The organism is Burkholderia sp. 567 (assembly GCF_040545115.1).
GTDB lineage: Bacteria > Pseudomonadota > Gammaproteobacteria > Burkholderiales > Burkholderiaceae > Burkholderia > Burkholderia ambifaria.
On the sequence record NZ_JBEPLG010000002.1, the window covers coordinates 1,014,081 to 1,034,954 of the forward strand.

20 protein-coding genes are annotated in these 20,874 nt (G+C 67.2%); 13 read left to right on the top strand and 7 right to left on the bottom strand.

Features of this window, described 5'->3' with window-relative positions; genetic code table 11:
* Positions 1-500: 500 nt before the first annotated feature.
* Both ABIC50_RS10045 and ABIC50_RS10050 read left to right on the top strand, forming a co-directional pair.
* Entirely contained in the window at positions 501-890 is a 390-nt protein-coding gene (locus tag ABIC50_RS10045) for a fucose-binding lectin II (protein WP_175659840.1), read from the top strand.
* A gap of 214 nt (positions 891-1,104) precedes the next feature.
* Positions 1,105-1,839, top strand: coding sequence for a fucose-binding lectin II (locus ABIC50_RS10050; protein WP_354163496.1), 735 nt, complete (start codon positions 1,105-1,107; stop codon positions 1,837-1,839).
* Positions 1,840-1,951: 112 nt separating this feature from the next.
* Here the strand turns inward: ABIC50_RS10050 and ABIC50_RS10055 are convergent, their stop codons facing one another.
* The gene (locus ABIC50_RS10055; protein ID WP_354163497.1) at positions 1,952-3,322 is read right to left on the bottom strand and encodes a peptidoglycan DD-metalloendopeptidase family protein; all 1,371 of its coding nucleotides are present in this window, start codon (positions 3,320-3,322) and stop codon (positions 1,952-1,954) included.
* A 329-nt stretch (positions 3,323-3,651) separates the two neighbouring features.
* Between ABIC50_RS10055 and ABIC50_RS10060 the strand changes: the two genes are divergently transcribed.
* Complete coding sequence (locus tag ABIC50_RS10060) at positions 3,652-4,530, top strand: mechanosensitive ion channel family protein (RefSeq protein WP_354163499.1); 879 nt, start codon at positions 3,652-3,654, stop codon at positions 4,528-4,530.
* A gap of 50 nt (positions 4,531-4,580) precedes the next feature.
* Here the strand turns inward: ABIC50_RS10060 and ABIC50_RS10065 are convergent, their stop codons facing one another.
* Positions 4,581-5,726: a branched-chain amino acid ABC transporter substrate-binding protein gene (locus tag ABIC50_RS10065; RefSeq protein WP_354163501.1), complete on the bottom strand. Its 1,146-nt coding sequence runs from the start codon at positions 5,724-5,726 to the stop codon at positions 4,581-4,583.
* Positions 5,727-5,795: 69 nt separating this feature from the next.
* Positions 5,796-6,833: a histone deacetylase family protein gene (locus ABIC50_RS10070; RefSeq protein ID WP_354163503.1), complete on the bottom strand. Its 1,038-nt coding sequence runs from the start codon at positions 6,831-6,833 to the stop codon at positions 5,796-5,798.
* 125 nt (positions 6,834-6,958) lie between these two features.
* Between ABIC50_RS10070 and ABIC50_RS10075 the strand changes: the two genes are divergently transcribed.
* The 5 genes from ABIC50_RS10075 to dbpA all read left to right on the top strand — a co-directional run bounded on the left by ABIC50_RS10075 (position 6,959) and on the right by dbpA (position 12,074).
* Positions 6,959-7,447, top strand: coding sequence for an Lrp/AsnC family transcriptional regulator (locus tag ABIC50_RS10075; protein WP_105833634.1), 489 nt, complete (start codon positions 6,959-6,961; stop codon positions 7,445-7,447).
* Positions 7,448-7,515: 68 nt separating this feature from the next.
* A complete protein-coding gene (locus ABIC50_RS10080; protein WP_175656908.1) occupies positions 7,516-7,821 on the top strand; it encodes a hypothetical protein in 306 nt (101 codons plus the stop codon).
* Positions 7,822-8,308: 487 nt separating this feature from the next.
* Positions 8,309-9,991, top strand: coding sequence for a malate dehydrogenase (quinone) (mqo, locus tag ABIC50_RS10085; RefSeq protein ID WP_354163505.1), 1,683 nt, complete (start codon positions 8,309-8,311; stop codon positions 9,989-9,991).
* A 491-nt stretch (positions 9,992-10,482) separates the two neighbouring features.
* Positions 10,483-10,680, top strand: a complete 198-nt coding sequence (locus ABIC50_RS10090; protein ID WP_006756243.1) for a hypothetical protein — start codon at positions 10,483-10,485, stop codon at positions 10,678-10,680.
* Positions 10,677-12,074, top strand: coding sequence for an ATP-dependent RNA helicase DbpA (gene dbpA, locus ABIC50_RS10095; protein WP_011660030.1), 1,398 nt, complete (start codon positions 10,677-10,679; stop codon positions 12,072-12,074). The genes ABIC50_RS10090 and dbpA overlap by 4 nt, the downstream gene beginning before the upstream one ends.
* A gap of 40 nt (positions 12,075-12,114) precedes the next feature.
* Here the strand turns inward: dbpA and ABIC50_RS10100 are convergent, their stop codons facing one another.
* Positions 12,115-12,939: a phosphate/phosphite/phosphonate ABC transporter substrate-binding protein gene (locus ABIC50_RS10100; RefSeq protein WP_354163507.1), complete on the bottom strand. Its 825-nt coding sequence runs from the start codon at positions 12,937-12,939 to the stop codon at positions 12,115-12,117.
* Positions 12,940-13,244: 305 nt separating this feature from the next.
* On the opposite strand from ABIC50_RS10100, the gene ABIC50_RS10105 reads away from it, so the two are divergent.
* From ABIC50_RS10105 to ABIC50_RS10115, 3 genes are read left to right on the top strand one after another with little or no spacing between them, the layout of a single operon-like run.
* Positions 13,245-14,270 carry a fatty acid desaturase gene (locus tag ABIC50_RS10105; RefSeq protein WP_354163509.1) on the top strand — a complete coding sequence of 342 codons (1,026 nt, stop codon included), beginning with the start codon at positions 13,245-13,247 and terminating at the stop codon, positions 14,268-14,270.
* Positions 14,267-14,533, top strand: coding sequence for a hypothetical protein (locus tag ABIC50_RS10110; RefSeq protein WP_354163511.1), 267 nt, complete (start codon positions 14,267-14,269; stop codon positions 14,531-14,533). Before ABIC50_RS10105 ends, ABIC50_RS10110 begins: the two co-directional genes overlap by 4 nt.
* Positions 14,490-15,692, top strand: a complete 1,203-nt coding sequence (locus tag ABIC50_RS10115) for a benzoate/H(+) symporter BenE family transporter (protein WP_354163512.1) — start codon at positions 14,490-14,492, stop codon at positions 15,690-15,692. Before ABIC50_RS10110 ends, ABIC50_RS10115 begins: the two co-directional genes overlap by 44 nt.
* Positions 15,693-15,726: 34 nt before the next feature.
* Here ABIC50_RS10115 and ABIC50_RS10120 read toward each other — a convergent pair whose 3' ends face one another.
* The gene (locus ABIC50_RS10120) at positions 15,727-16,614 is read right to left on the bottom strand and encodes an NAD(P)H-binding protein (protein ID WP_354163513.1); all 888 of its coding nucleotides are present in this window, start codon (positions 16,612-16,614) and stop codon (positions 15,727-15,729) included.
* A gap of 284 nt (positions 16,615-16,898) precedes the next feature.
* Complete coding sequence (locus tag ABIC50_RS10125) at positions 16,899-17,804, bottom strand: AraC family transcriptional regulator (protein ID WP_011660025.1); 906 nt, start codon at positions 17,802-17,804, stop codon at positions 16,899-16,901.
* 192 nt (positions 17,805-17,996) lie between these two features.
* Here ABIC50_RS10125 and ABIC50_RS10130 point away from each other — a divergent pair, with 192 nt between their 5' ends.
* A complete protein-coding gene (locus tag ABIC50_RS10130) occupies positions 17,997-18,194 on the top strand; it encodes a hypothetical protein (RefSeq protein WP_041491567.1) in 198 nt (65 codons plus the stop codon).
* A 39-nt stretch (positions 18,195-18,233) separates the two neighbouring features.
* On the opposite strand, the gene ABIC50_RS10135 is transcribed toward ABIC50_RS10130, so the two are convergent.
* Positions 18,234-19,187 carry a LysR family transcriptional regulator gene (locus ABIC50_RS10135; RefSeq protein ID WP_006749336.1) on the bottom strand — a complete coding sequence of 318 codons (954 nt, stop codon included), beginning with the start codon at positions 19,185-19,187 and terminating at the stop codon, positions 18,234-18,236.
* A gap of 100 nt (positions 19,188-19,287) precedes the next feature.
* On the opposite strand from ABIC50_RS10135, the gene ABIC50_RS10140 reads away from it, so the two are divergent.
* Positions 19,288-20,646, top strand: coding sequence for an NAD(P)/FAD-dependent oxidoreductase (locus ABIC50_RS10140; protein WP_011660024.1), 1,359 nt, complete (start codon positions 19,288-19,290; stop codon positions 20,644-20,646).
* The last annotated feature ends 228 nt before the right edge of the window (positions 20,647-20,874 follow it).

A 20,874-nucleotide genomic window follows, 5' to 3' on the forward strand; every position in this document is an offset into this window, starting at 1 on the left:
GCCGCGACAGCGGGTCGATATGCTTATCGGGTGTGGTGCCGGTGGAATGTCTTGTTCAAGTTCGGACTGAGCCGGTCACTAACCTTCGCCGGCGCCGCACACCCCTCTCGTTGCGATCCGGCTTCGGCGTGGGCGTTCGGTGGTGGCCGGTGGGCGCGGCCACGACAGAGAAAGACGATGTTGAAACAACACGCTGCCATATGCGAACGCCGAGCGCCTGCTCCGAAGCCGGATCCCTCCTCCATTCCCGCCCGCACCGCCCATCATTCAATAATTCGCGACATGCATCGATATAATTTCGCGATTATATCGATCGACAATCAATCGAATTCACGCCATTAAATCGGACTGTTTCAGCTTTCGATTTTCTGAACAATTTCCATTCCAGGCCGAATATTTTTCTATTTATTTTTCGCCATGCTGGCCGAGCCGTGTTTAAAACAGCAAACGTTTGCGCGACACGGTGAAGTGCTTTATCCATCGATCTCCAGGAGGAAAGCATGGCCGACAATCAAACATCCTCGAATCGCGCCGGCGAGTTTTCGATCCCGCCGAACACCGACTTCCGCGCGATTTTCTTCGCGAATGCCGCCGAGCAGCAGCACATCAAGCTGTTTATCGGAGACAGCAAGGAACCGGCCGCTTATCACAAGCTGACCACGCGCGACGGCCCGCGCGAGGCCACGCTGAATTCGGGCAACGGCAAGCTGCGCTTCGAAGTAACGGTGAACGGCAAGGCGTCCGCCACCGATGCGCGCCTCGCGCCGATCACCGGCAAGAAGTCGGACGGCTCGCCGTTCACGGTCAACTTCGGGATCGTCGTGTCGGAAGACGGTCACGACAGCGACTACAACGACGGCATCGTCGTGCTCCAGTGGCCGATCGGCTGACCTGACGCGCGCTTGACGACCGACCTCGGCCGGCGCGCGGGACGAAAACCCGCGCGCCGCTGTCGAACCCGCGATGGCGCCGGGGCCATCCACGCATTGCGAATCGATTCAATCGAGCAGTCATTTGCAGTCCCACGCTGTACTCCGTGCGCGACAACGGCGGGACCACTCGCCGGCCGCGCGACGCGAGACCTATCATCGAGACGAGGACGACATGTCACAACCGTTTACCCATGACGATCTTTACGCACTGCTGCAACTCGCCGGCAACGACGCCACCGCCGTACAGGCGAACGGCGATCAGGCGGTGCTCGACCGGATGCGCCAGTTCATGACCACGCAGCTCGTGGAAAAGCTGCCGCAATACGATGTGTTCGTCGACATCGCGACCATCCCGTACAGCTTCGACGTCGGCAGCTGGCAGAACAAGGTGAAGGCCGATGCAGCGGGGCAGGTGATCGCCTGCACGGTTACGTGGGCCGGCGCGCCCGGCGTGCTGCCGGGGGCCGCGGCGAAGTTCGGCGTCGGCGCGGTGGTCAATTACTTCTCGAAGGCAACGCCGCAACCGGAGCCCACCCAGCCGGGCACGACCGGCGGTGGCGAACGCGACGGCATCTTCAATCTGCCGCCGAACATCGCGTTCGGCGTGACTGCGCTGGTCAATTCGTCCGCGCAGCAGACGATCGAAGTCTATGTCGACGACAACCCGAAGCCGGCCGCGACGTTCCAGGGCGCGGGCACGCAGGACGCGAACCTGAACACGCAGATCGTGAACTCGGGCAAAGGGAAGGTGCGCGTGGTGGTGACGGCGAACGGCAAACCGTCGAAGATCGGTTCGCGTCAGGTCGACATCTTCAAGAAGACCTACTTCGGGCTCGTCGGGTCGGAAGACGGAACGGACGGCGATTACAACGACGGCATCGCAATCCTGAACTGGCCGCTCGGCTAAGCAGCCGCGTCCTGCCAATGATCGCCACGCCGCCCGGCGTGGCGATTTGCATTGCGACGCAGCATAGATGTGCGCGCCGCCACCCCCGGCGGCGACCGCCCCAGCTCGACGGTCAGCCGTCGCTCGGTGCGCCGTGCTGCGACATCGCGAGCGACGGCGCCAACGTGGCCGCAGCCAGCTGCGTGCGCGCGGCGTGAGCCACGCGATTGAACGCGACCCGCTGCTCGCCCTTCAGTTTCGCCGCCCTGGCCGCCTGCACCAGTTCGATCGGATTCACGAGGCGGGCATGTCGCCGCACCTCGAAGTGCAGATGCGGGCCGGTCGCCGTGCCTGTGCGGCCGACCGCGCCGACACGCTGGCCGCGCACGACCCGCGCGCCGGTTCGCAGCGTCGGCTCGAACGCCGACAGGTGCGCGTAGTACGACGCATAGCCGCCGTCGTGCCGAATCACCACGTACTTGCCGTAGCCGCCCGGCTCGGTGCCGATGAAAGTCACGACCCCGCGCTCCGACGCGTGGACGGCACGGCCCGTCGGCGCGGCCAGATCCACACCGGAATGGACGTGACGCACGCCCGTGACCGGATGCACGCGCGCGCCAAATTGCGAGCTGATTCGCGTTGCGTTGACCGGCATCGCGAACCGTGCACCGGCGAGCGGCATGCCGTCGAGATCGTAGTACGCGCCTCGCGAGCCAGCCTGCGGCGCGAACCACACGGCCGCGACACGCTGGCCGCGAAAGCGGATGTCGAGCGCCGACACGCGCACGCGGCCCGTCGCGGTTGCGCTGTCGTCCGGTTCGAAGGCGACGCGGAAGGTATCGCCGATCGCGCCGCGCTGCGTCGAATCGATTCGCCCGGCCAGCATGCGCGTGATCTGCGCGGCGACGTCGGCGGGCAGATCGGCGCGCGCGAGCGACGCGCGCAGGCTGCCGGTGATCACGCCGGCTCGCGTGCCGCGCTCCTGCTCCGCGAGCACGAACGGCTCGGCGGACGCGAGATCGACAGGACACGCGTCGAACGCCGGCGCAGCGCCGATTGCCGGAAGCGGCGACGCAAAACCGTAGGCGAAGCGCGCCGCGTAATCGCGCTCGATCGCATCGCGCGCCGCATCGCAGAGGACGACGTACGGCGCACATGCACCGGTACGCATCGTGAACGAGACCGAAGCAGCGTCCGTGCGCGTGCTGGTCGCATGCGGCTCCAGCGCGACACGCGGCACGTCAGTCGATGCCAGCAAGCCGCCCCAGATGGTCCGGGCGGAATTGAAAAAAGGCACGTCGACAAGGTCGGCCGCTTGCGCAGTCATGGGCGAAAACGGCATGGCATCGGAAGATGCCCACGCCACCGCACCCTGCATGCCGGCAAGCGACGCCGCAGCAACGACACCGCACACCAGCGCGCGGCGAATCGGAAAGCGGATGGCGCCGCAGCGCGCGGGCCGACCTTGTTCGCGTGCGAGACGTAAACACAGGTCAAGCCGCATTGCGTCGTCACTCGCTATCAATGAAAAGGAGGGGGAAACCGGTTATCGCGGAGGAACGATCATCGCGATCCGGTAGCCTGGAAGCGAGTGTATCGGCACGGCCAACATAGCTAAATAGGACGAGTCCGATTTGTTTGAATACTCGCTTAGTACACACACCAAATCGCGATTTCACGGCGCTGACGCGTGAAATCCGGCCCCCATGCATTCGCGCGGACTACCCCATGGCGTGTACAGTCGAGGGCGGCCGACGCACGAGCGGATGCCCGCCCGATCACGGCGGACGACGCCACCCGTCGTGCCTTCTGTCCTCAAACCGGAATCCCGTCATGTTTCTCGATCATCTTCATCCGGAACGCTGGACGTTCCTGTGGAACGCGTTGTCCACGCTTTCGCTCAGGCTTTGCGCCGCCCTCGCGCTACTCGTCGCGGGCTGGTGGCTGTCGAAGCGCATCGGCAACTGGCTGAGCCGCCTGCTCACGAACAAGGAGCGCGTCGACGACACGCTGCGGCCGATCCTCTGCGACGTCGCCGTGTGGGGCATCCGCATCGTCGCGATCGTCGGTGCGCTTTCACAGCTCGGCATCGAAACCGCGAGCATCGTCGCGGTGCTCGGCGCGGCCGGCCTCGCGATCGGGCTCGCGCTGCAAGGCACGATGCAGAACATCGCGGCCGGCATCATGCTGTTGCTGTTGCGGCCGTTCAAGGTGGGCGACTACATCGACGGCGGCACGGGTGTCGCGGGCACGGTGGACGAGGTCGGGCTCTTCATGACGCGGCTGACGAAGCCGGACGGCATCTGCGAATACGTGCCGAACAGCGCGCTGTGGGGCAGCGCGATCCGCAACTACACGCGCAATCCGACCCGCCGTCTCGATCTCGAAGTGGAAGTGTCCGTGCACGACGACATCGACCGCGCGCTCGATGCGCTGCGCGCGCTGGCCGAAGCCGATCCCGACGTGCTGCAGGATCCCGCGCCGGACGTGATGGTGATGCGCTTCGACGACAGCACGGCGGTCGCGAACATGCGCGTGTGGACGCACACGGACAAGTTCTGGGCGATGCGTTGGCGCCTCGCGCGCCAGGTGCGCAAGACGCTCGCCGACGCGGACTGCGCGCTGCCGATCCGCACGCGCGAGCTGCACATCGTGCACGACGTCGAACAGCAGCCGCAGCAGATCGAGCCGCGCCGCGTACAGGCGTCGTAATACTTCGGGGCGCACGACCGCGCATGCCCGCGCGGCGCGCCCCGCCTGCGTTACATCCAGACGATATCGAGCAGCGCCTTCCTGCCGCTCCTGTACGTGAACACCGAGATCGCGCCGTGCTTCAGGTCGCCCTGCGGCGTGAAGCTCGTTTCGCCGATCACGCCGCGATAGTCGGTCGCCGGCATCGCGGCCAGCACCTTGGCCGGGTCCGTCGAATTCGCGCGCTGCATCGCGTCGACGATGATGTACACCGCGTCGTACGAGAACGGCGCATACACCTGCATCGGCTGGTGGTAGCGCGCTTCGTAACGCTTCACGAACGCCGCGCCGCCCGGCATCTTCTCGAGCGCGATGCCGGCTTCCGAACACACGACATTGTCCGACGCCGGACCCGCGAGCTTCGGCAGGTCGGTCGAGCACACGCCGTCGCCGGCGAGGATCTTCGCGCGCAGGCCGAGCTGGCGTGCCTGCTTCGCGAGCGGGCCGCCCGTCGCGTCCATCCCGCCGTACATGATCGCGTCGGGGTTCTCGCCCTTGATCTTCGTGAGGATCGCGCGGAAGTCGATCGCCTTGTCGTTGGTCGCGTCGCGCGAGATGACCTTCATCCCGGCCGATTTCGCCGCCTTCTCGAACTCGGTCGCGAGGCCCTGCCCGTACGCGGTCGCATCGTCGACCACGGCCACCGTCCTGATGCCCAGCTGCTTCGCCGCATACATCGCCAGCGCGGGCCCTTGCTGCGCATCGGTCGCGACGACGCGATAGGTCGTCTTGAAGCCCTGCTGCGTGTACATCGGGTTGGTCGCGGCCTGCGAAATCTGCACGACGCCGCCGTCGCGATAGACGCGCGACGCCGGAATCGACGTGCCCGAGTTGTGATGGCCGACGACGCCGACCACCTTGTCGTCGACGAGCCGCTGCGCGACCTGCGTCGCGGTGCGCGGGTCGCCCGCGTCGTCCTGCGCGTCGAGCTGCAGCGTGACCTTCTCGCCGCCGATCACGAGCCCCTTCGCATTGATCTCCTCGACCGCGAGCCGCGCGCCGTTCTCGCTGTCCTTGCCGAGGTGCGCGATCGCACCGGTCAGCGGCGCGACGTGCCCGATTCGCACGATCTCGTCCGCGTGCGCGGGCAGCGCGGACCATGCGCCCGCCAGCGCGGCCGCGATTGCGCATGCCGCCTTGTTCCGATGTCGATTCATGTTCGTCTCCTTCGTTGTCGCGCTTCGTTCGTGACGGGATCGTCGTTCATCAAAGGCAAAGCGATACGGTCACGCGCGCCCTTCGAAACCGAGCAGCACGTTCACCGCGTTGATACCGATTTCGTCGACCATGTAGCCGCCTTCCATCACGAACAGCGTCGGCAGGTTCAGGCGCGCGAGCGCTTCGCCGACGCGCAGATAGTCGGGCGAGCGCAGGCGGAAATGGCTGATCGGGTCGTGCTCGAACGTGTCGACGCCGAGCGACACGACGAGCAGGTCGGGCGCATGCGCGGCGATCGCGGCAGCCGCGTGGTCGAGCGCCGTCGCGTAGGTGTCCCACTGCGTGCCCTTCGGCAACGGCAGGTTCAGGTTGAAGCCTTCGCCCGCGCCGCTGCCGCGCTCGTGCCCGTAGCCGGAGAAGTACGGATACGACACCGGCGGCTCGCCGTGGATCGACGCGAACAGCACGTCCGCGCGGTCGTAGAAGATGTCCTGCGTGCCGTTGCCGTGGTGGAAGTCGACGTCGAGCACCGCGACGCGCGACGCGCCGCTCGCGATGCCGTGCTGCGCGGCGATCGCCGCGTTGTTCAGGTAGCAGTAGCCGCCCATGTACTCGCGGCCCGCATGGTGGCCGGGCGGCCGGCACAGCGCGAACGCCGCGCGCGCGCCGCCGTTCGACAGCAGGTCGGCGCCCGTGAGCGCCGAGTTCGCGCTCGCGCTCACCGCGTCCCACGTGCCGGCGTTGATCGGCGCACCGGCGTCCATCGCGAAGAAGCCGAGCTTGCCATCGATAAAGTCGGGCAGCGTCGCCGACGACGGCATCGCGCGCACCGGCCACACAAGCGGCAGCGCCTGGCAGGTGCGGCCGGTCGCGGTCCATTCGTCCCACGCGCCGGCGAGAAACTCGACATAGCGCGCGCTGTGCGCGCCGGCATAGCATGCGCGGTCGAACGCGCGCGGCGCGATCACGTCGCCGAGGCCGGCCGCGCGCACCTGCGCGAGCACCGTCTCGGCGCGCAGGGGGTTCTCGAACGACTCGGTGATCGCGCCGTCCTTCAGTTCGACGCCGCGATGCAGATGGTGATCGCTGCTGTAGACCGTGAGCATGGTTGACCGTTGCAGTGAAGGCTGTGAGGGGTGAAAACAGTCTATTGATGCCGGCCGGCAATAACTTTGCTTTCCACCCCTTCGTTTCGTACAATTTTGAGAAAACCGCCTACGGAGACCCGACAATGAGCAAAAATCGCGCTTCGGTGGAACTGGACGGCGTCGACCGCGCGATGCTCCGCCTGCTGCAGGAAGACGGCGCGCTGTCGAACGCGACGCTCGGCGAGAAGCTGTCGCTGAGCGTCACGCCGTGCTGGCGCCGCCGCAAGCGGCTCGAGGACGAGCACGTGATCACCGGCTACCAGGCGAACCTCGACCGGCGCGCGCTCGGCATGAACGTGTTCGCGTTCGTGCAGGTCACGTTCAACATGCATTCGGACCAGGATCCGGATCACTTCGAGGAGGTGATGCGGCGTCACGACGAAGTGACGTCGTGCCACAAGATCACCGGCGCGGCCGACTACATCCTGCAGGTCGTCGCGGCCGATCTCGACGCGTACGCGGAATTCGTCGAACGCGTGCTGCGAAAGCAGGCCGGCGTGTCGTCGATTCAATCGAGCCTCGCGCTGCGCGAGGTCAAGTTCTCGTCGCGCGTGCCGGTGCCGGATGCGTGATCGTTCGTGTTGTCATGCGCCCGCGCGCGGGCATCCGCTGTCGATCGTCACTTCATGGAGCGCTACCTATGAAACGTCTTCTACCTTCCGCCTCGCTTGCCGCAACGATCGCCTGCGCACTCGCATTGGGCGGCTGTGCGGCGCAATCGTCCGCACCGGCCGCTTCGTCGACGCCCGCGCAACCTGCCGCGCCGGCTGCCCCGCCGATGGTCGGCGGCGATCGCGACGCGCACGGCTGCATCGGCTCGGCCGGCTATTCGTGGTGCGAACAGACCCAGCAATGCGAGCGCCCGTGGGAACTCGCGAAGCAGAAGGGTTTCGCGAATTCGGCGCAAGCGTACGAGCAGTTTTGCCACAACAATTTCGCGAAGTGACGTGACCTGACCTGACGTGAAGCGATCATGTCGCGGCGCGATGCCGCGACATGACGCGCCCGCATTCCATCCCGCTACCGCCCGGTTATCCACATCTTTTCCGGTTCCGGCGACCGTCGTTCCGGAATCCCGGACACGCAAAAAACCCCACAAAAACAAGGGCATTTTTCGTTTGTGACACAGCAAACGAGTTCGGTTACATTACGCGCCCCTTGCCATACCGCCCCCGCAAAACGCGTCGCGCGCGGCCTCTTTCCACGCAGCCCGAAGCGCCTTCCGCGCAGGCTTGCCGCGAGGGCCCCGGCGCGTTGCGCGCCATCGCGACGCACGCATTTGCCTGACTGCGACAAGCCGATCCGAAGGTGTCCTTCGCGACGGCGGCGCGTGCGCAAATGCAACGGCGAACACGGTCGATCCGGAATTCCGGATTCGCGGTCCGGATCTCCGGATGCGCGAGCCGGTTGCGATTCGGCGTCGGCCCGGCGGCATGGCAAACCGATGCATTCAAGTTGAAGAGGGATCTGTTGTGATCAAAACGTTACGGGTAATACTGTCGGCGCTCGCGCTGTGCGTCGCCGCGTCGTCCGCGCACGCCGCCGATACGAAGAAGGTCGACGTCCTGCTGGTGGGCGGCGGCATCATGAGCTCGACGCTCGGCGTCTGGCTGCACGAGCTCCAGCCCGACTGGTCGATGACGATGGTCGAGCGCCTCGACGGCGTCGCGCTGGAAAGCTCGAACGGCTGGAACAACGCGGGCACCGGCCACTCGGCGCTCGCCGAGCTGAACTACACGCCGGAGAAGGCGGACGGCAAGGTCGACATCTCGAAGGCGATCGAGATCAACGAGTCGTTCCAGATCTCGCGCCAGTTCTGGGCCTGGCAGGTGCGCCAGGGCGTGCTGAAGAACCCGCATTCGTTCATCAACTCGACGCCGCACATGAGCTTCGTGTGGGGCGACGACAACGTCCGCTTCCTGAAGAAGCGCTACGACGCGCTGCAGGCGAGCCCGCTGTTCCGCGGGATGCAGTATTCGGAAGACTACGACCAGATCAAGCAGTGGGTGCCGCTGATGATGGAAGGCCGCGACCGCTCGCAGAAAGTCGCCGCCACCTGGACGCCGATCGGCACCGACGTGAACTTCGGCGAGATCACGCGCCAGTTCGTCGGCTACCTGAAGACGCAGCCGAACTTCACGCTGTCGCTGTCGAGCGAAGTGCGCGAGATCTCGCGCAACGCGGACGGCACGTGGCACGTGTCGTGGGTCAAGCTGCACTCGGACGAACCGCCGCAGGCCGTCGACGCGAAGTTCGTGTTCATCGGCGCCGGCGGCGGCGCGCTGCACCTGCTGCAGGCGTCGGGCATCCCCGAGGCGAAGGACTACGGCGCGTTCCCGGTGGGCGGCTCGTTCCTCGTGACCGACAACCCCGAGGTCGTGAAGCGGCACCTCGCGAAGGCGTACGGCAAGGCGTCGGTCGGCTCGCCGCCGATGTCGGTGCCGCACCTCGACACGCGGATCATCGACGGCAAGAAGATCATCCTGTTCGGGCCGTTCGCGACGTTCTCGACCAAGTTCCTGAAGAACGGCTCGTACTTCGACCTCGCGAAGAGCACCAACCTGCACAACGTCGCGCCGATGATGCGCGTGGGCGTCGACGAATTCCCGCTGGTCCAGTACCTGGCCGGCCAGCTGATGATGTCCGACGACGACCGTTTCAACGCGCTGAAGGAATATTTCCCCGACGCGAAGAAGGAAGACTGGCGCCTGTGGCAGGCCGGCCAGCGCGTGCAGATCATCAAGCGCGACCCGAAGAAGGGCGGCGTGCTGAAGCTCGGCACCGAGATCGTCAGCTCGCAGGACGGCAGCATCGCGGGCCTGCTCGGCGCATCGCCGGGCGCGTCGACGGCGGCGCCGATCATGCTGAACCTGATGCAGAAGGTGTTCAAGGACAAGGTCGCGACGCCCGAATGGCAGCAGAAGATGCGCCAGATCGTGCCGAGCTACGGCACGAAGCTGAACGACAGCCCGGCGAAGGTCGTCGAGGAATGGACCTATACGAGCGACGTGCTGCAGTTGTCGCCGCCGCCGAAGATCGACCTGACGACGCCGTCGCAGGCGACGGGCGCGGCCCCGGCGCGCCCCGCGAAGGCCGCGGCCGACATGGCGCTGTAACGCGTCCGGCCCCGTTTCGTTGCATCGCACGGCCGCCCTCCGGGGCGGCCGTTTTACATGGCTGATGCGGGGGAGGCTGCCGCGCACCGATCGGCGGGGCGTACTTGCCGGTTGCCGACAGCCGGCCCGGGGAGTGCCGATGGACCGCTAGCGGCTCTCCGCCAGCGGCACCGGCACCCCGCTGCCGGCCCTCCGCCGCTGGACAGCCGCCGCCGACCGTCCGCGACCGGTCATCCGCTACCGCCCCACCGCCGCCAGCCGGGCCATTGCCGATAGACCGCTACCGCCCCTCCGCCGCCGGCCCTCCGCCGCCCACCGCCCGCATCCGCTAGAATTGCGGGCACGCGCGACGCTGTCGCCCCCGATCCACCATCCGCATCGACGCGGTCCACGCGACCGCCGGTGCGGCCCGCGCCCGAACCGCGCGAGCGCCGCACCCCGTTGCCGCGCCGCCGGGCGCGCCACCAACCGAATTCAGCTGGAGAATGACCGTGTTTACCTGCAGAAACCAGAGCTGCGGCACGCAGTGGGAGACGTCCGACGTCGTGATCAAGGACGAAGGCCAAGGGCTGCTGTTCCGCTGCCCGCTATGCGGCGCGCGCAACTATCTCGAGCGCTTCGACGCGGAAGACGGCACGGTCGTCTACGAGCAGATGGCCGGCCGCCCTTACCTCGGAGACGTGGAATGACCGAGCCGACCGCCACGCCCTTCAGCGCGCTGCCGCTCACGCCCGCCGCGCTCGCGAACCTCACGCAGCTCGGCTACGTCGACATGACGCCGATCCAGGCCGCGAGCCTGCCGATCGCGCTGGCCGGCCACGACCTGATCGCGCAGGCGAAGACGGGCAGCGGCAAGACCGCCGCGTTCTCGCTCGCGCTGCTGGCGCGCCTCGACACGCGCCGCTTCGACGTGCAGGCGATGGTCCTGTGCCCGACGCGCGAACTCGCCGACCAGGTCGCGCAGGAAGTGCGCCGCCTCGCGCGCGCCGAGGAGAACGTGAAGGTGCTGACGCTGTGCGGCGGCACGCCGATGCGCCCGCAGGCGCAGAGCCTCGAACACGGCGCGCATATCGTCGTTGGCACGCCCGGCCGCATCATGGATCACCTCGACCGCGGCAACCTGAAGCTCGACGCGCTGAACACGCTCGTGCTCGACGAAGCCGACCGGATGCTCGACATGGGCTTCTTCGACGACATCGCGAAGGTCGCGCGGATGTGCCCGACGACGCGCCAGACGCTGCTGTTCTCGGCGACCTATCCGGACGGCATCGCGAAGCTGAGCCAGCAGTTCCTGCGCAACCCGAAGGAAGTGAAGCTCGAGGAGCGCCACGACAACAGCAAGATCCGTCAGCGCTTCTACGAAGTGGCGGAAACCGAACGTCTGCACGCGGTCGGCCAGTTGCTGAACCACTACCGGCCGGTGAGCACGATCGCGTTCTGCAATACCAAGCAGCAATGCCGGGACCTGCTCGACGTGCTGCACGCGCAGGGCTTCCACGCGCTCGCGCTGCACGGCGAGCTCGACCAGCGCGAGCGCGACCAGGTGCTGATCCAGTTCGCGAACCGCAGCTGCTCGGTGCTGGTCGCGACCGACGTCGCCGCGCGCGGGCTCGACATCGCGCAGCTCGAGGCGGTGATCAACGTCGACGTGACGCCCGACCCCGAGGTGCACGTGCACCGCATCGGCCGCACCGGCCGCGCGGATCAGGAAGGCTGGGCGCTGAGCCTCGCCAGCATGGACGAGATGGGCCGCGTGGGCGCGATCGAGCAGGCGCTGAAGCGCGAAGTCGAATGGCATCCGCTCGCGGAACTGAAGCCGGCCGGCAACGACACGCTGCTGCCGCCGATGGAAACGCTGCAGATCCTCGGCGGGCGCAAGGACAAGATCCGGCCGGGCGACGTGCTCGGCGCGCTGACCGGCGATGCGGGGTTCGACGGCAAGCAGATCGGCAAGATCAACGTGACCGAGTTCTCGACCTATGTCGCGATCGAGCGCGGCGTCGCGCACGACGCGCTGCGCAAGCTCAATGCGGGGAAGATCAAGGGCAAGCGGGTCAAGGTCCGGTTGATGGACGAGGAGTGATCGCAAGCGGCGCGGCCGTCACGGCAGCCGCGCCGCCGCATCACGCCAGCTCGGGATACCCATGCGCGGCCGCGTCCCGCGCGAACCGGGCAATTGTGTCGTATGCGCCCGGCGGCAGGCGCTCGAATCCCTTCAACCTCAGCAGTTTCGCCCGCTCCGGATCGACCGCGACCGCGTGATCGAGCGCATCCCGCAACGCCTCCACCCGCTCCCATTCCAGCGCCTTCGACGCAATCAACGGCAACCCCGGCGCCGACGCCGTCATGCCGATGATCCGGATCTCGTTCAACAGCTCGGGCAGCGCATCGCGCACGTACGCGAACGTCACGCAGTCGATCGCCGCGCAATCGGCATCGCCGGCCGCCAATGCGCGCAGCACGTTCAGGTGCGAGCCGAACGACATGACCGAACCGAAGAAACGTCCGTCATGCGCATGCGGCGCGACCGCATGCCGGAACGCGTTCATCCCGCTGTGCGAATCGTCGCCGTTGAATGCGGCCCGCAATCCGCGACACGCCGCCAGCGTCGTCGCACCGCCCGCATGCACGCGCGCCGACACGGCGAGCACGCTGCTGTAGCGCGCGCCGTCGCAGCCGGGCGCGTCGAAGGCCGGCGTCGCGATCAGGTGCACGGCATCGCGCAAGCCGAGCATCCGGTACGGATAGCCGCACGTCTGCGACAACAGCAGGTCGTTGCGCCACCACAGCGCGTGCAGATCGCCGAACGGTTCATCCAGCAGCACGACGTCGGCAGGCCCGCCGGCGCGCGCGAATGCGTCGAGCGCGTCACGCAGCAACGCACGCCACAGTGCGGCGTGGCGCGGCGTCACGTTGTACATCGGCAGTCCGGCGATCCATTGGCTCATTCGTGCATTCTACGCATCGGATGTGCCCGGGAGAAAGCCGGTTCGCCCACATTTCGGCGAGGTACGGCACCCGGCGGAGGCTGCCAATGCTTATCGGCCGAGCATCGATAAGCAAATGCGAATTGCTTGGTTGGTCTGACGATGCAGCCCGGTTAGCGTTCCACTGTCGCAACGCGGTCGCATGCCGCTGTAGCGGTCGATCGCGAGCCGCGACGCCTGTCGGCCCATCGCATCGCGCCCCGCACCGGCGCGCTCGTCCGCTTCCCGCATCGTCCGCACTACCCGTTTCATCCCGCCTCAGCACCATGGCCGAATACTTCGACGTCGACCACGCGCGCGCGATCGCCACGCTCGACGCCCGCTTCACCGCCCGCACCGAGTGGCCGACCTGGCTGCTGGTCATCGCGATCTACGGCGGCTGGCTCGCCGTGCTGCTGCTCGTGCGCGCCGAACGCCTGCCGCTCGCGGCCGCGACGCCGCCGCTGATCCTGATCGGCGCGTGGCACATGTCGCTGCAGCACGAGCTGCTGCACGGCCATCCGACGCGTTCCGCGTTCGTGAACCGGCTGCTCGGCTATCCGCCGCTGACCATCTGGTATCCGTACACGCTGTACCGCGACACGCACCTCGATCATCACCGCGACGAGGACCTGACCGTGCCGGGCGTCGACCCGGAAACGAACTACGTGTCGCGCGAGCAGTGGGCGCGGCTGCCGCGCTGGCGTCGCGCACTGACGGTTGCGCGCACCACTTTCGTCGGACGGCTCGTGTTCGGGCCGCCCATGAGCGTCGTCGCGATGTTCATCGACACGTTCCGCACATTCCGGCGCGGCGACTTCCGCTATCTGCGGATGTGGATCACGCACGTCGCCTGCGTGGTCGCGCTGCTCGCATGGCTGCAATGGGCGATCGGCGTGCCGTGGTGGTACTACCTGCTGGCGGTCACGTGGCCCGCGCTGTCGCTCGCGATGATCCGTTCGCTGTTCGAGCACCGCGCGGCGCGACATCCGAAGGCGCGCATCGTGATCAACGAAGCCGGCTTCGCGATGCGGCTGCTGTACCTGAACAACAACTATCACCTCGTGCATCACGACCTGCCGAAGCTGCCGTGGTACGACCTGCCGCGCGCGTACCGGATGCGGCGCGACGCGTACGCGGAAAAATGCGGCGGCTTCGTGATTCGCGGCGGGTATCGCGAACTGCTGGCGCGCCATGCATGGACGCCGACCGACCCGCCCGTGCATCCGTTCGACCAGGGCACGGCGTCGCTGTCGACCGGCAGCGGCGCGAAAGTGGCCGCGGTCGACGGCTATCTTCAGATCAGTACGTGATGCTCGATTGGGCCGCGCTTCGTCGTGACGCCGCCCGAATCGAACGCGCATCCGCAAGGCCGTCCGGCTCGCATTCCTTACGAAAAGCCGACAATATCGCTCCTCATCGGCGAATTGCCAATTCCATCGGCAATGCGCAGAATGACGGCTCGTCCGGGGCTTCCAACAATCATTCGCCCCGGCTCAGCCTCCGGCCGCGCGCCGCATTCCCCTACGACGATGCAACCGAACACCTCGCCCGGCGCGATCCGCTCGATCGGTAACGACTGGTCCGTCTCCGCGATCACCGCGGGCTTTCTCGCGGTGCTGATTTCCTATGCGGGCCCGCTCGCGATCTTCTTTCAGGCGTCGCAGGCCGCGCATGCGTCCAACGCGATGGTGACGTCGTGGGTCTGGGCGATCTCGATTGGCGCGGGCGTGTCGGGGGTGTTTGCGAGCTGGAAGCTGAAGGTGCCGGTCGTGACCGCGTGGTCGGCCCCCGGCACCGCGTTGCTCGTCGGCCTCTTTCCGCAACTGACGCTGAATCAGGCCGTCGGCGCGTACATCACGGCCGCGCTGATCATCCTCGTGATCGGCATCACCGGCTATTTCGACCGGCTCGTGCGCCACATTCCGCGCGGCATCGCCTGCGGGATGATGGCCGGCATCCTGCTGCCGTTCGGCATGCACGCATTCTCCGCCGCGACCGCGCAGCCGGTGCTCGGGTTCGGAATGATCGCGGCCTACGTGATCTTCAAGCGCGTGCTGCCGCGCTACAGCATCGTGCTCGTGCTGCTGACGGGCGCGGCACTCGCGACGCTGCTCGGCATGACGCAGCTCGGCAGCGTGTCGCCGAGCATCGCGCGGCCGATCTTCATCGCGCCCGAATGGACGCTCGGCACCACGCTCAGCCTCGCGCTGCCGCTCGTCGTCGTCAGTCTCACCGGCCAGTTCCTGCCGGGCATGACGATCCTGCGCGTGTCGGGCTATCACACGAACGCCCGGCCGATCATCACCGCGACCAGCGTGATGTCGCTCGTCGTCGCGTGCTTCGGCGGAATCACGATCGTCGTCGCGGCGATCACCGCGGCGCTCTGCACCGGCAAGGACTCGCACGAGGATCCGGAGCGGCGCTATATCGCGGGCCTCGCGAACGGCGTGTTCTACCTGATCGGCGGGCTGTTCGCGGGGACGATCGTCACGCTGTTCTTCGCGCTGCCGAAGGCCTTCGTCGCGATCCTGGCGGGGCTCGCGCTGATTGGCGCGATCGGCGCGAACGTGCACGGCATCTTCGAGGACGAGGATCATCGCGAAGCGTCGGTGATCACGTTCCTCGCGACCGCATCGGGGATGACGTGGCTCGGGCTCGGTTCCGCGTTCTGGGGGATCGTGATCGGGTCCATCGCGTATGCGGTGCTGAGCAGGGTGCGGCGGCCGGCGTAACGCGCATCGCGCGCGGCTTCAGCCGCCGCGTGGCTCACCGCGCGTGTTCGCGCACCAGCGCGGCGAGCGCCTCCACCGGTGTCGTCGTGCCGTACACCCGCTCCGACACACCGGCCTCGACATCGATCTGCCCCGCGTTGTGCACGTCGTACAGATCGACGATCAGCTGCGCATGACGTTCGCTGAGCCCTGCGCGCAATAGCGTCGCCGTCCATGCATCGCGCGGCAGTTCGCGCGCGACGATCTCATGGTCGGCCGCCGCGCCGAGCATGTCGGCGATGTCCCGCACACTCACGCGCCGCGGTCCTTCGATGCTGACGATACGCGGCCCGTTGCCGGCTTCGGTCCGATCGAGCAGCAGCCGCGCCGCCGCGACGCCCACGTCGGGCGCCCAGACCGTCGGGAACAGCTTGTCGACCGGATGATGAAAGCTGGGCAGCACGCCGGTACCGAGCGCGACGGGCAACACGCGTGTCCAGTTCTGCAGGTGTTCGGCCGAGCGCAGCAGCGTGAGCTGCGTCGGGACCGTTTTCAGCCGCTCCTCCAGATAATGAAAGAGCCGCGTGATGCCCGTGTTGCCGTCGCGCTCCGCGCCGTAGTCCGACAGCGCGAGCAGCGCCGGCGGCGGGTTCGCGGCGAGTGCGCCGGTCAGGATGTCGATCGCCCGCGCCATCGTCGCGGCTGGGTCGCTGTCGGCGACGGGCACCGGACATAGCATCTGCACGGCTTGCGCGCCGTCGATCGCGGCGGCGACCGCGCGCGCGTCCGTCAGGTCGGCGATTGCCACGTCGCAGCCGAGTTGCGCAAAGCGTTCACGATGGCCTGAGTCGCGCAGCACCGCGCGCACGGGATGGCCTGCCTGCCGCAGGGTCGTCACGGTCGACAAGCCGACGTTGCCTGATGCTCCGAAAATCACGAACACGATCTGCTCCTGGGGGATGAAGGTGAGGTGATTGTCGGCACGCGCGGCCAACGTGGCGCGCACAGATGGATGCCCCGGACAGGAACGGATGACGGTTTTGGCGATTGCCGACGATGTCCGCTGCATGGCAGGGCCCGGCAATTCTCCAACAGTCCGTTGGACAATCGGCTTGGATTAGAGACTAACCGGGCGTTGCCGGCCAAGCTGGAGCGGTCCTACGCGTGACGGAGCGTAGACTCGCCGATCGGCGTCCGCGTGGAGAACCCGTCTCGCGCGACGGTCGATCAACGGTCCTCGCCATCGTAAGCGAGCCGCAGCCCGCCGCGCGCGCCCGACCGCGCGATCTCCGTCGGCGTCGCGCCCAGCACGCGATTCATCCAGTGCGCCATGTGGCTCTGATGCGCGAAACCCGCTTCGAGCGCGATCTGGCTGATGCCGAGCCGGCCTTCGAGTAACAACGCCTTCGCGCGCTCGACCCGGCGCCGCACCACGTACTGATGCACCGGCATCCCGAGCGTCTCGCGAAACAGCACCTTGAAATGCGGCACGCTGATCGACACGAGCGCCGCGAGTTCGGCGAGCGTCATGCGGCGCTCGAGGTTGGCCTCGACATAGTCGATCACGCGCGCCGCCGCCTTCGGCGCGAGCGTACGCCGGTGCTCGCGGAATGCCGGCTGGCTGTCGGCCAGCCGTGCGACGAGTGCGGTGCACAGGCTCTCAGCATAGAGCGGGTCCGACGCGTCTTCCGCTTCGAGTTCGGCGGCCATCGCCCATGCGATGTGCTGCAGCCGCGGATCGCGCACCTGCAGCCGGCGGCGGATTTGCGCCTGCGACGGCTTCAGCTCGAGCTGGTCGAACGTGCGCCGCACGAACGTATCGCTGAGCGCGATGTGCAGGATCCGGCAGTCGGCGCTGTCGGTCCATTCGCCCGGCAGGCCGGCGGGAATCACGTCGACGTCACCATGCGCCTGGATGCGCGACACGCGGGCGCCGTCGCACACGCAATCCGCGCGCACGGGCGAGCCGATATGCACGCCGATGCGGTGATGCTCGGCGGCCGGGATCCGGTACGTGCCCGCGCGAATCTCCAGCAGCGACGCGCCGAAGCCATGCCAGCCACGCCCGCGGCTCGAGCGCAGGCTGACCGGCACGCCGTTGTCGGTCGGCGCGGCGGGAATCGGATCGCTCATGGTTCTGCTCCACCAGTCGTGGGTCGAACGCGCATTGTGACGCTTTTTCCGGCCGCTCGCCGGGCTTGCACGGCCATTCCCGCGCCACGCGGAAAAATGATCATCCGTTTCTGCTCCGGCCCATCCTTGCGTGCGCGCCGACGGGCGCGGCGCCGCTTACGATGGCCTCATCCGACACTTCCGGAGACCGTCATGCCCCATTACTGCCCGCAACGCGCGGCGTTCACCACCGCTTCACCGTCCCGCGGCGCATGCCGCCCTGCCCGGCCCGCGCCGCGTCACGATCGGATCGGTATCGCGTTGTGGTGCCTGCGCATGATCGGCTGGTACCGGCTCGAACGGCTGCTCGCATCGATTCCCGACAGCAACGACGACTTCGGGCTCGTCTGACGGTCGACACGCACGGCGTCACGCGCGGGCTTGATCCGCCTACTTGCGTCGCCGTTCGTGCGACGCGACCGTCGCGCCGTCGATCACCGGCGCGCCCTGCTTGATCAGGAAATCGCGAAACAGCCCCGTCACCTGCGAGATCCGCCGGTCGGCGAGCGTGATCACGTACCACTCGCGCACGATCGGATTGCCCGGAAACGGCAATTGCCCGAGCAGCCCGGTGCGCAGCTCGAGTGCACACGCGTGCAACGACAGGAACGCGATGCCGAGCCCCGCTTCGGCCATCTGCTTGATCGCCTCGTTGCTCGACAGTTCGGAGCCCACATGAAAGCGGTAGCCGGACGTCTTGAACAGGCTCTCGACGGTCGAGCGCGTCCCCGCGCCGCGCTCGCGCACGAGCAGGTGCGCGGATTCGAGATCCTTCAGCGCGACGCGCTTGCGCTGCATCAGCGGATGACCGGGCGCGGCGACGAACACCATCGGATGCTTCGCGAACTCGACCGCGTGCGTGCGCAGTTCCTTCGGCGCGCTGCCCATCACCGCGAGATCGATTTCATGCGTCGCGAGCATGCGGATGATGTCGTCGCGATTGCCGACCTTGAAATACGTCTTCACGTGCGGGCGCGTCGCGGTGAACTTCACCAGCAGCGGCGGGATCAGGTACTCGGCCGTCGTGATCGCGCCGATCCGCAGCGTGCCGCCGAGATCACCCGTCAGCGCGGCCACTTCGTCGCCGGCCTCGCTCCACAGATGGAGGATCTCGCGCGCATAGCGCGACACGATTTCACCGGCCGCGGTGAGCTGCACGCCGCGCCCCACTCGCTGCAGCAGCGCGGCGCCCACCGCCTGCTCGAGCAGGCGAACCTGCAGCGACACGGCCGGCTGCGTAAGGTTCAGCTCCTCGGCCGCGCGCGACACGCTGCCGAGCCGCGCAATCATGTCCAGCGCCTTCAGCTGCCGGAACGTCGCGGTCTTTCCTATAAGTGAATACATATGAGTCGCTTATAAACATTGAATTGTTCTAGTAGGTTCGAAACTATATCGTCGGTTCTTGAGCAATGTCATCCGAATCGTCATCAGCGGGAGCCACAACATGGACAACATCACGCCTACCCTTGCAACGGATCGCGCACCGCGCGTGCCGCGCATCGTGATCGTCGGCGGCGGCGCCGGCGGCCTGCAGCTCGCCACGCGCCTCGGCGACACGTTGGGCCGCCGCGGGCAAGCCGACGTCGTGCTCGTCGACCGCTATCCGACGCACTTCTGGAAGCCGCTGCTGCACGAAGCCGCGTCCGGCCATCGCGATCCGGCGTCGCACACGATCGAATACGCGGCGCAGGCGAAGCGCCACGGCTTTCGCTTCGTGCAGGGCGCGCTGCACCGGGTCGACCGCGCGGCACGCACGGCGACGATCGCCGCGGTGCAGGACGCGGACGGCACGGAGATCCTGCCGCAGCGCGCGCTCGGCTACGACGATCTCGTGCTGGCCGTCGGCAGCGTGACGAACTTCTTCAACGTGCCGGGCGCCGCGCGCCACGCGTTGCCGCTCGAAAACCTCGACCAGGCCGAGGATTTCCGCCGCAAGTTCCTCGCCGCCTGCACGAAGGCGAACCATGTGGCCGAGCAGCAACCGGCGCGACCCGCGGCACCGATCTGCATCAACGTGATCGGCGCGGGCGCGACGGGCGTCGAACTGGCCGCGGCGCTGCGCCACGCGATCCAGCAGCTGACGACGTATCGCTTCAAGGCGCTGGTGTCCGCACGCGACGTGCACATCCGCCTGATCGAAGGCGGCCCGCGCATCCTGCCGGCGCTCGACGCACGGCTGTCGGCCAGGATGCACGCGCAGTTGCGCACGCTGAACGTCGACGTGCTGACGGATACGCGCGTCGCGGAAGTCGGCGCGGATGCGGTCACCACCGCAACCGGCGAGCGACTCGCGAGCGACATCACGATCTGGGCGGCCGGCGTCGCGGGCCCCGCGATCCTGCGGGAACTCGGCGACATCGCGCTCAACCGGTCGAACCAGGTGATCGTGACCGATACGCTGCAGACGCCCGACGATCCGCATGTGTATGCGTTCGGTGACTGCGCCGCGTGCCCGTCGGCCGATGCGAGCGGTTTCCTGCCGCCGCGCGCGCAGGTCGCGCACCAGCAGGCCGTGTACCTCGGCGAAGCGCTCGCGCGGCGCCTCGCCGGCAAGCCCGTCGCGGGCTTCACGTTCCGCGACGCGGGCACCGTCGTGTCGCTCGGCCAGGCCGGCGCCGTGTATCAGGGCGACCTCGGCGTGCGTTCGCGCTCGCTGATCGTCGACGGGCTCGCCGCGATCGGGCTGTACAAGTTCCTGTACCGCAAGCACCTGTTCAGCGTGTACGGACTGAAGCGCGCACTGTTCCAGTCGCTGAGCCACTGGCTGCAAAGCCGCAACCAGCCGTCGATCAAGCTGCACTGATCAGTTGGTTCGCACACGGCATCGCATGACGGCGTATCGGGCCCGATACGCCGTTTTTCCTGATGCACATACCCGGTGCAGTCATCGTGCGCGCACCTTTGGTGCATCAAGTTCAAGCCCATCGATACGATGCAAATCGTGCGACACGCACCGCGTCGCGCGCCTTCCGCGCTGGCTATGGCTTGCCACCCCATTCATTAGTCGAATCGTATGAGTCGGACATAAATA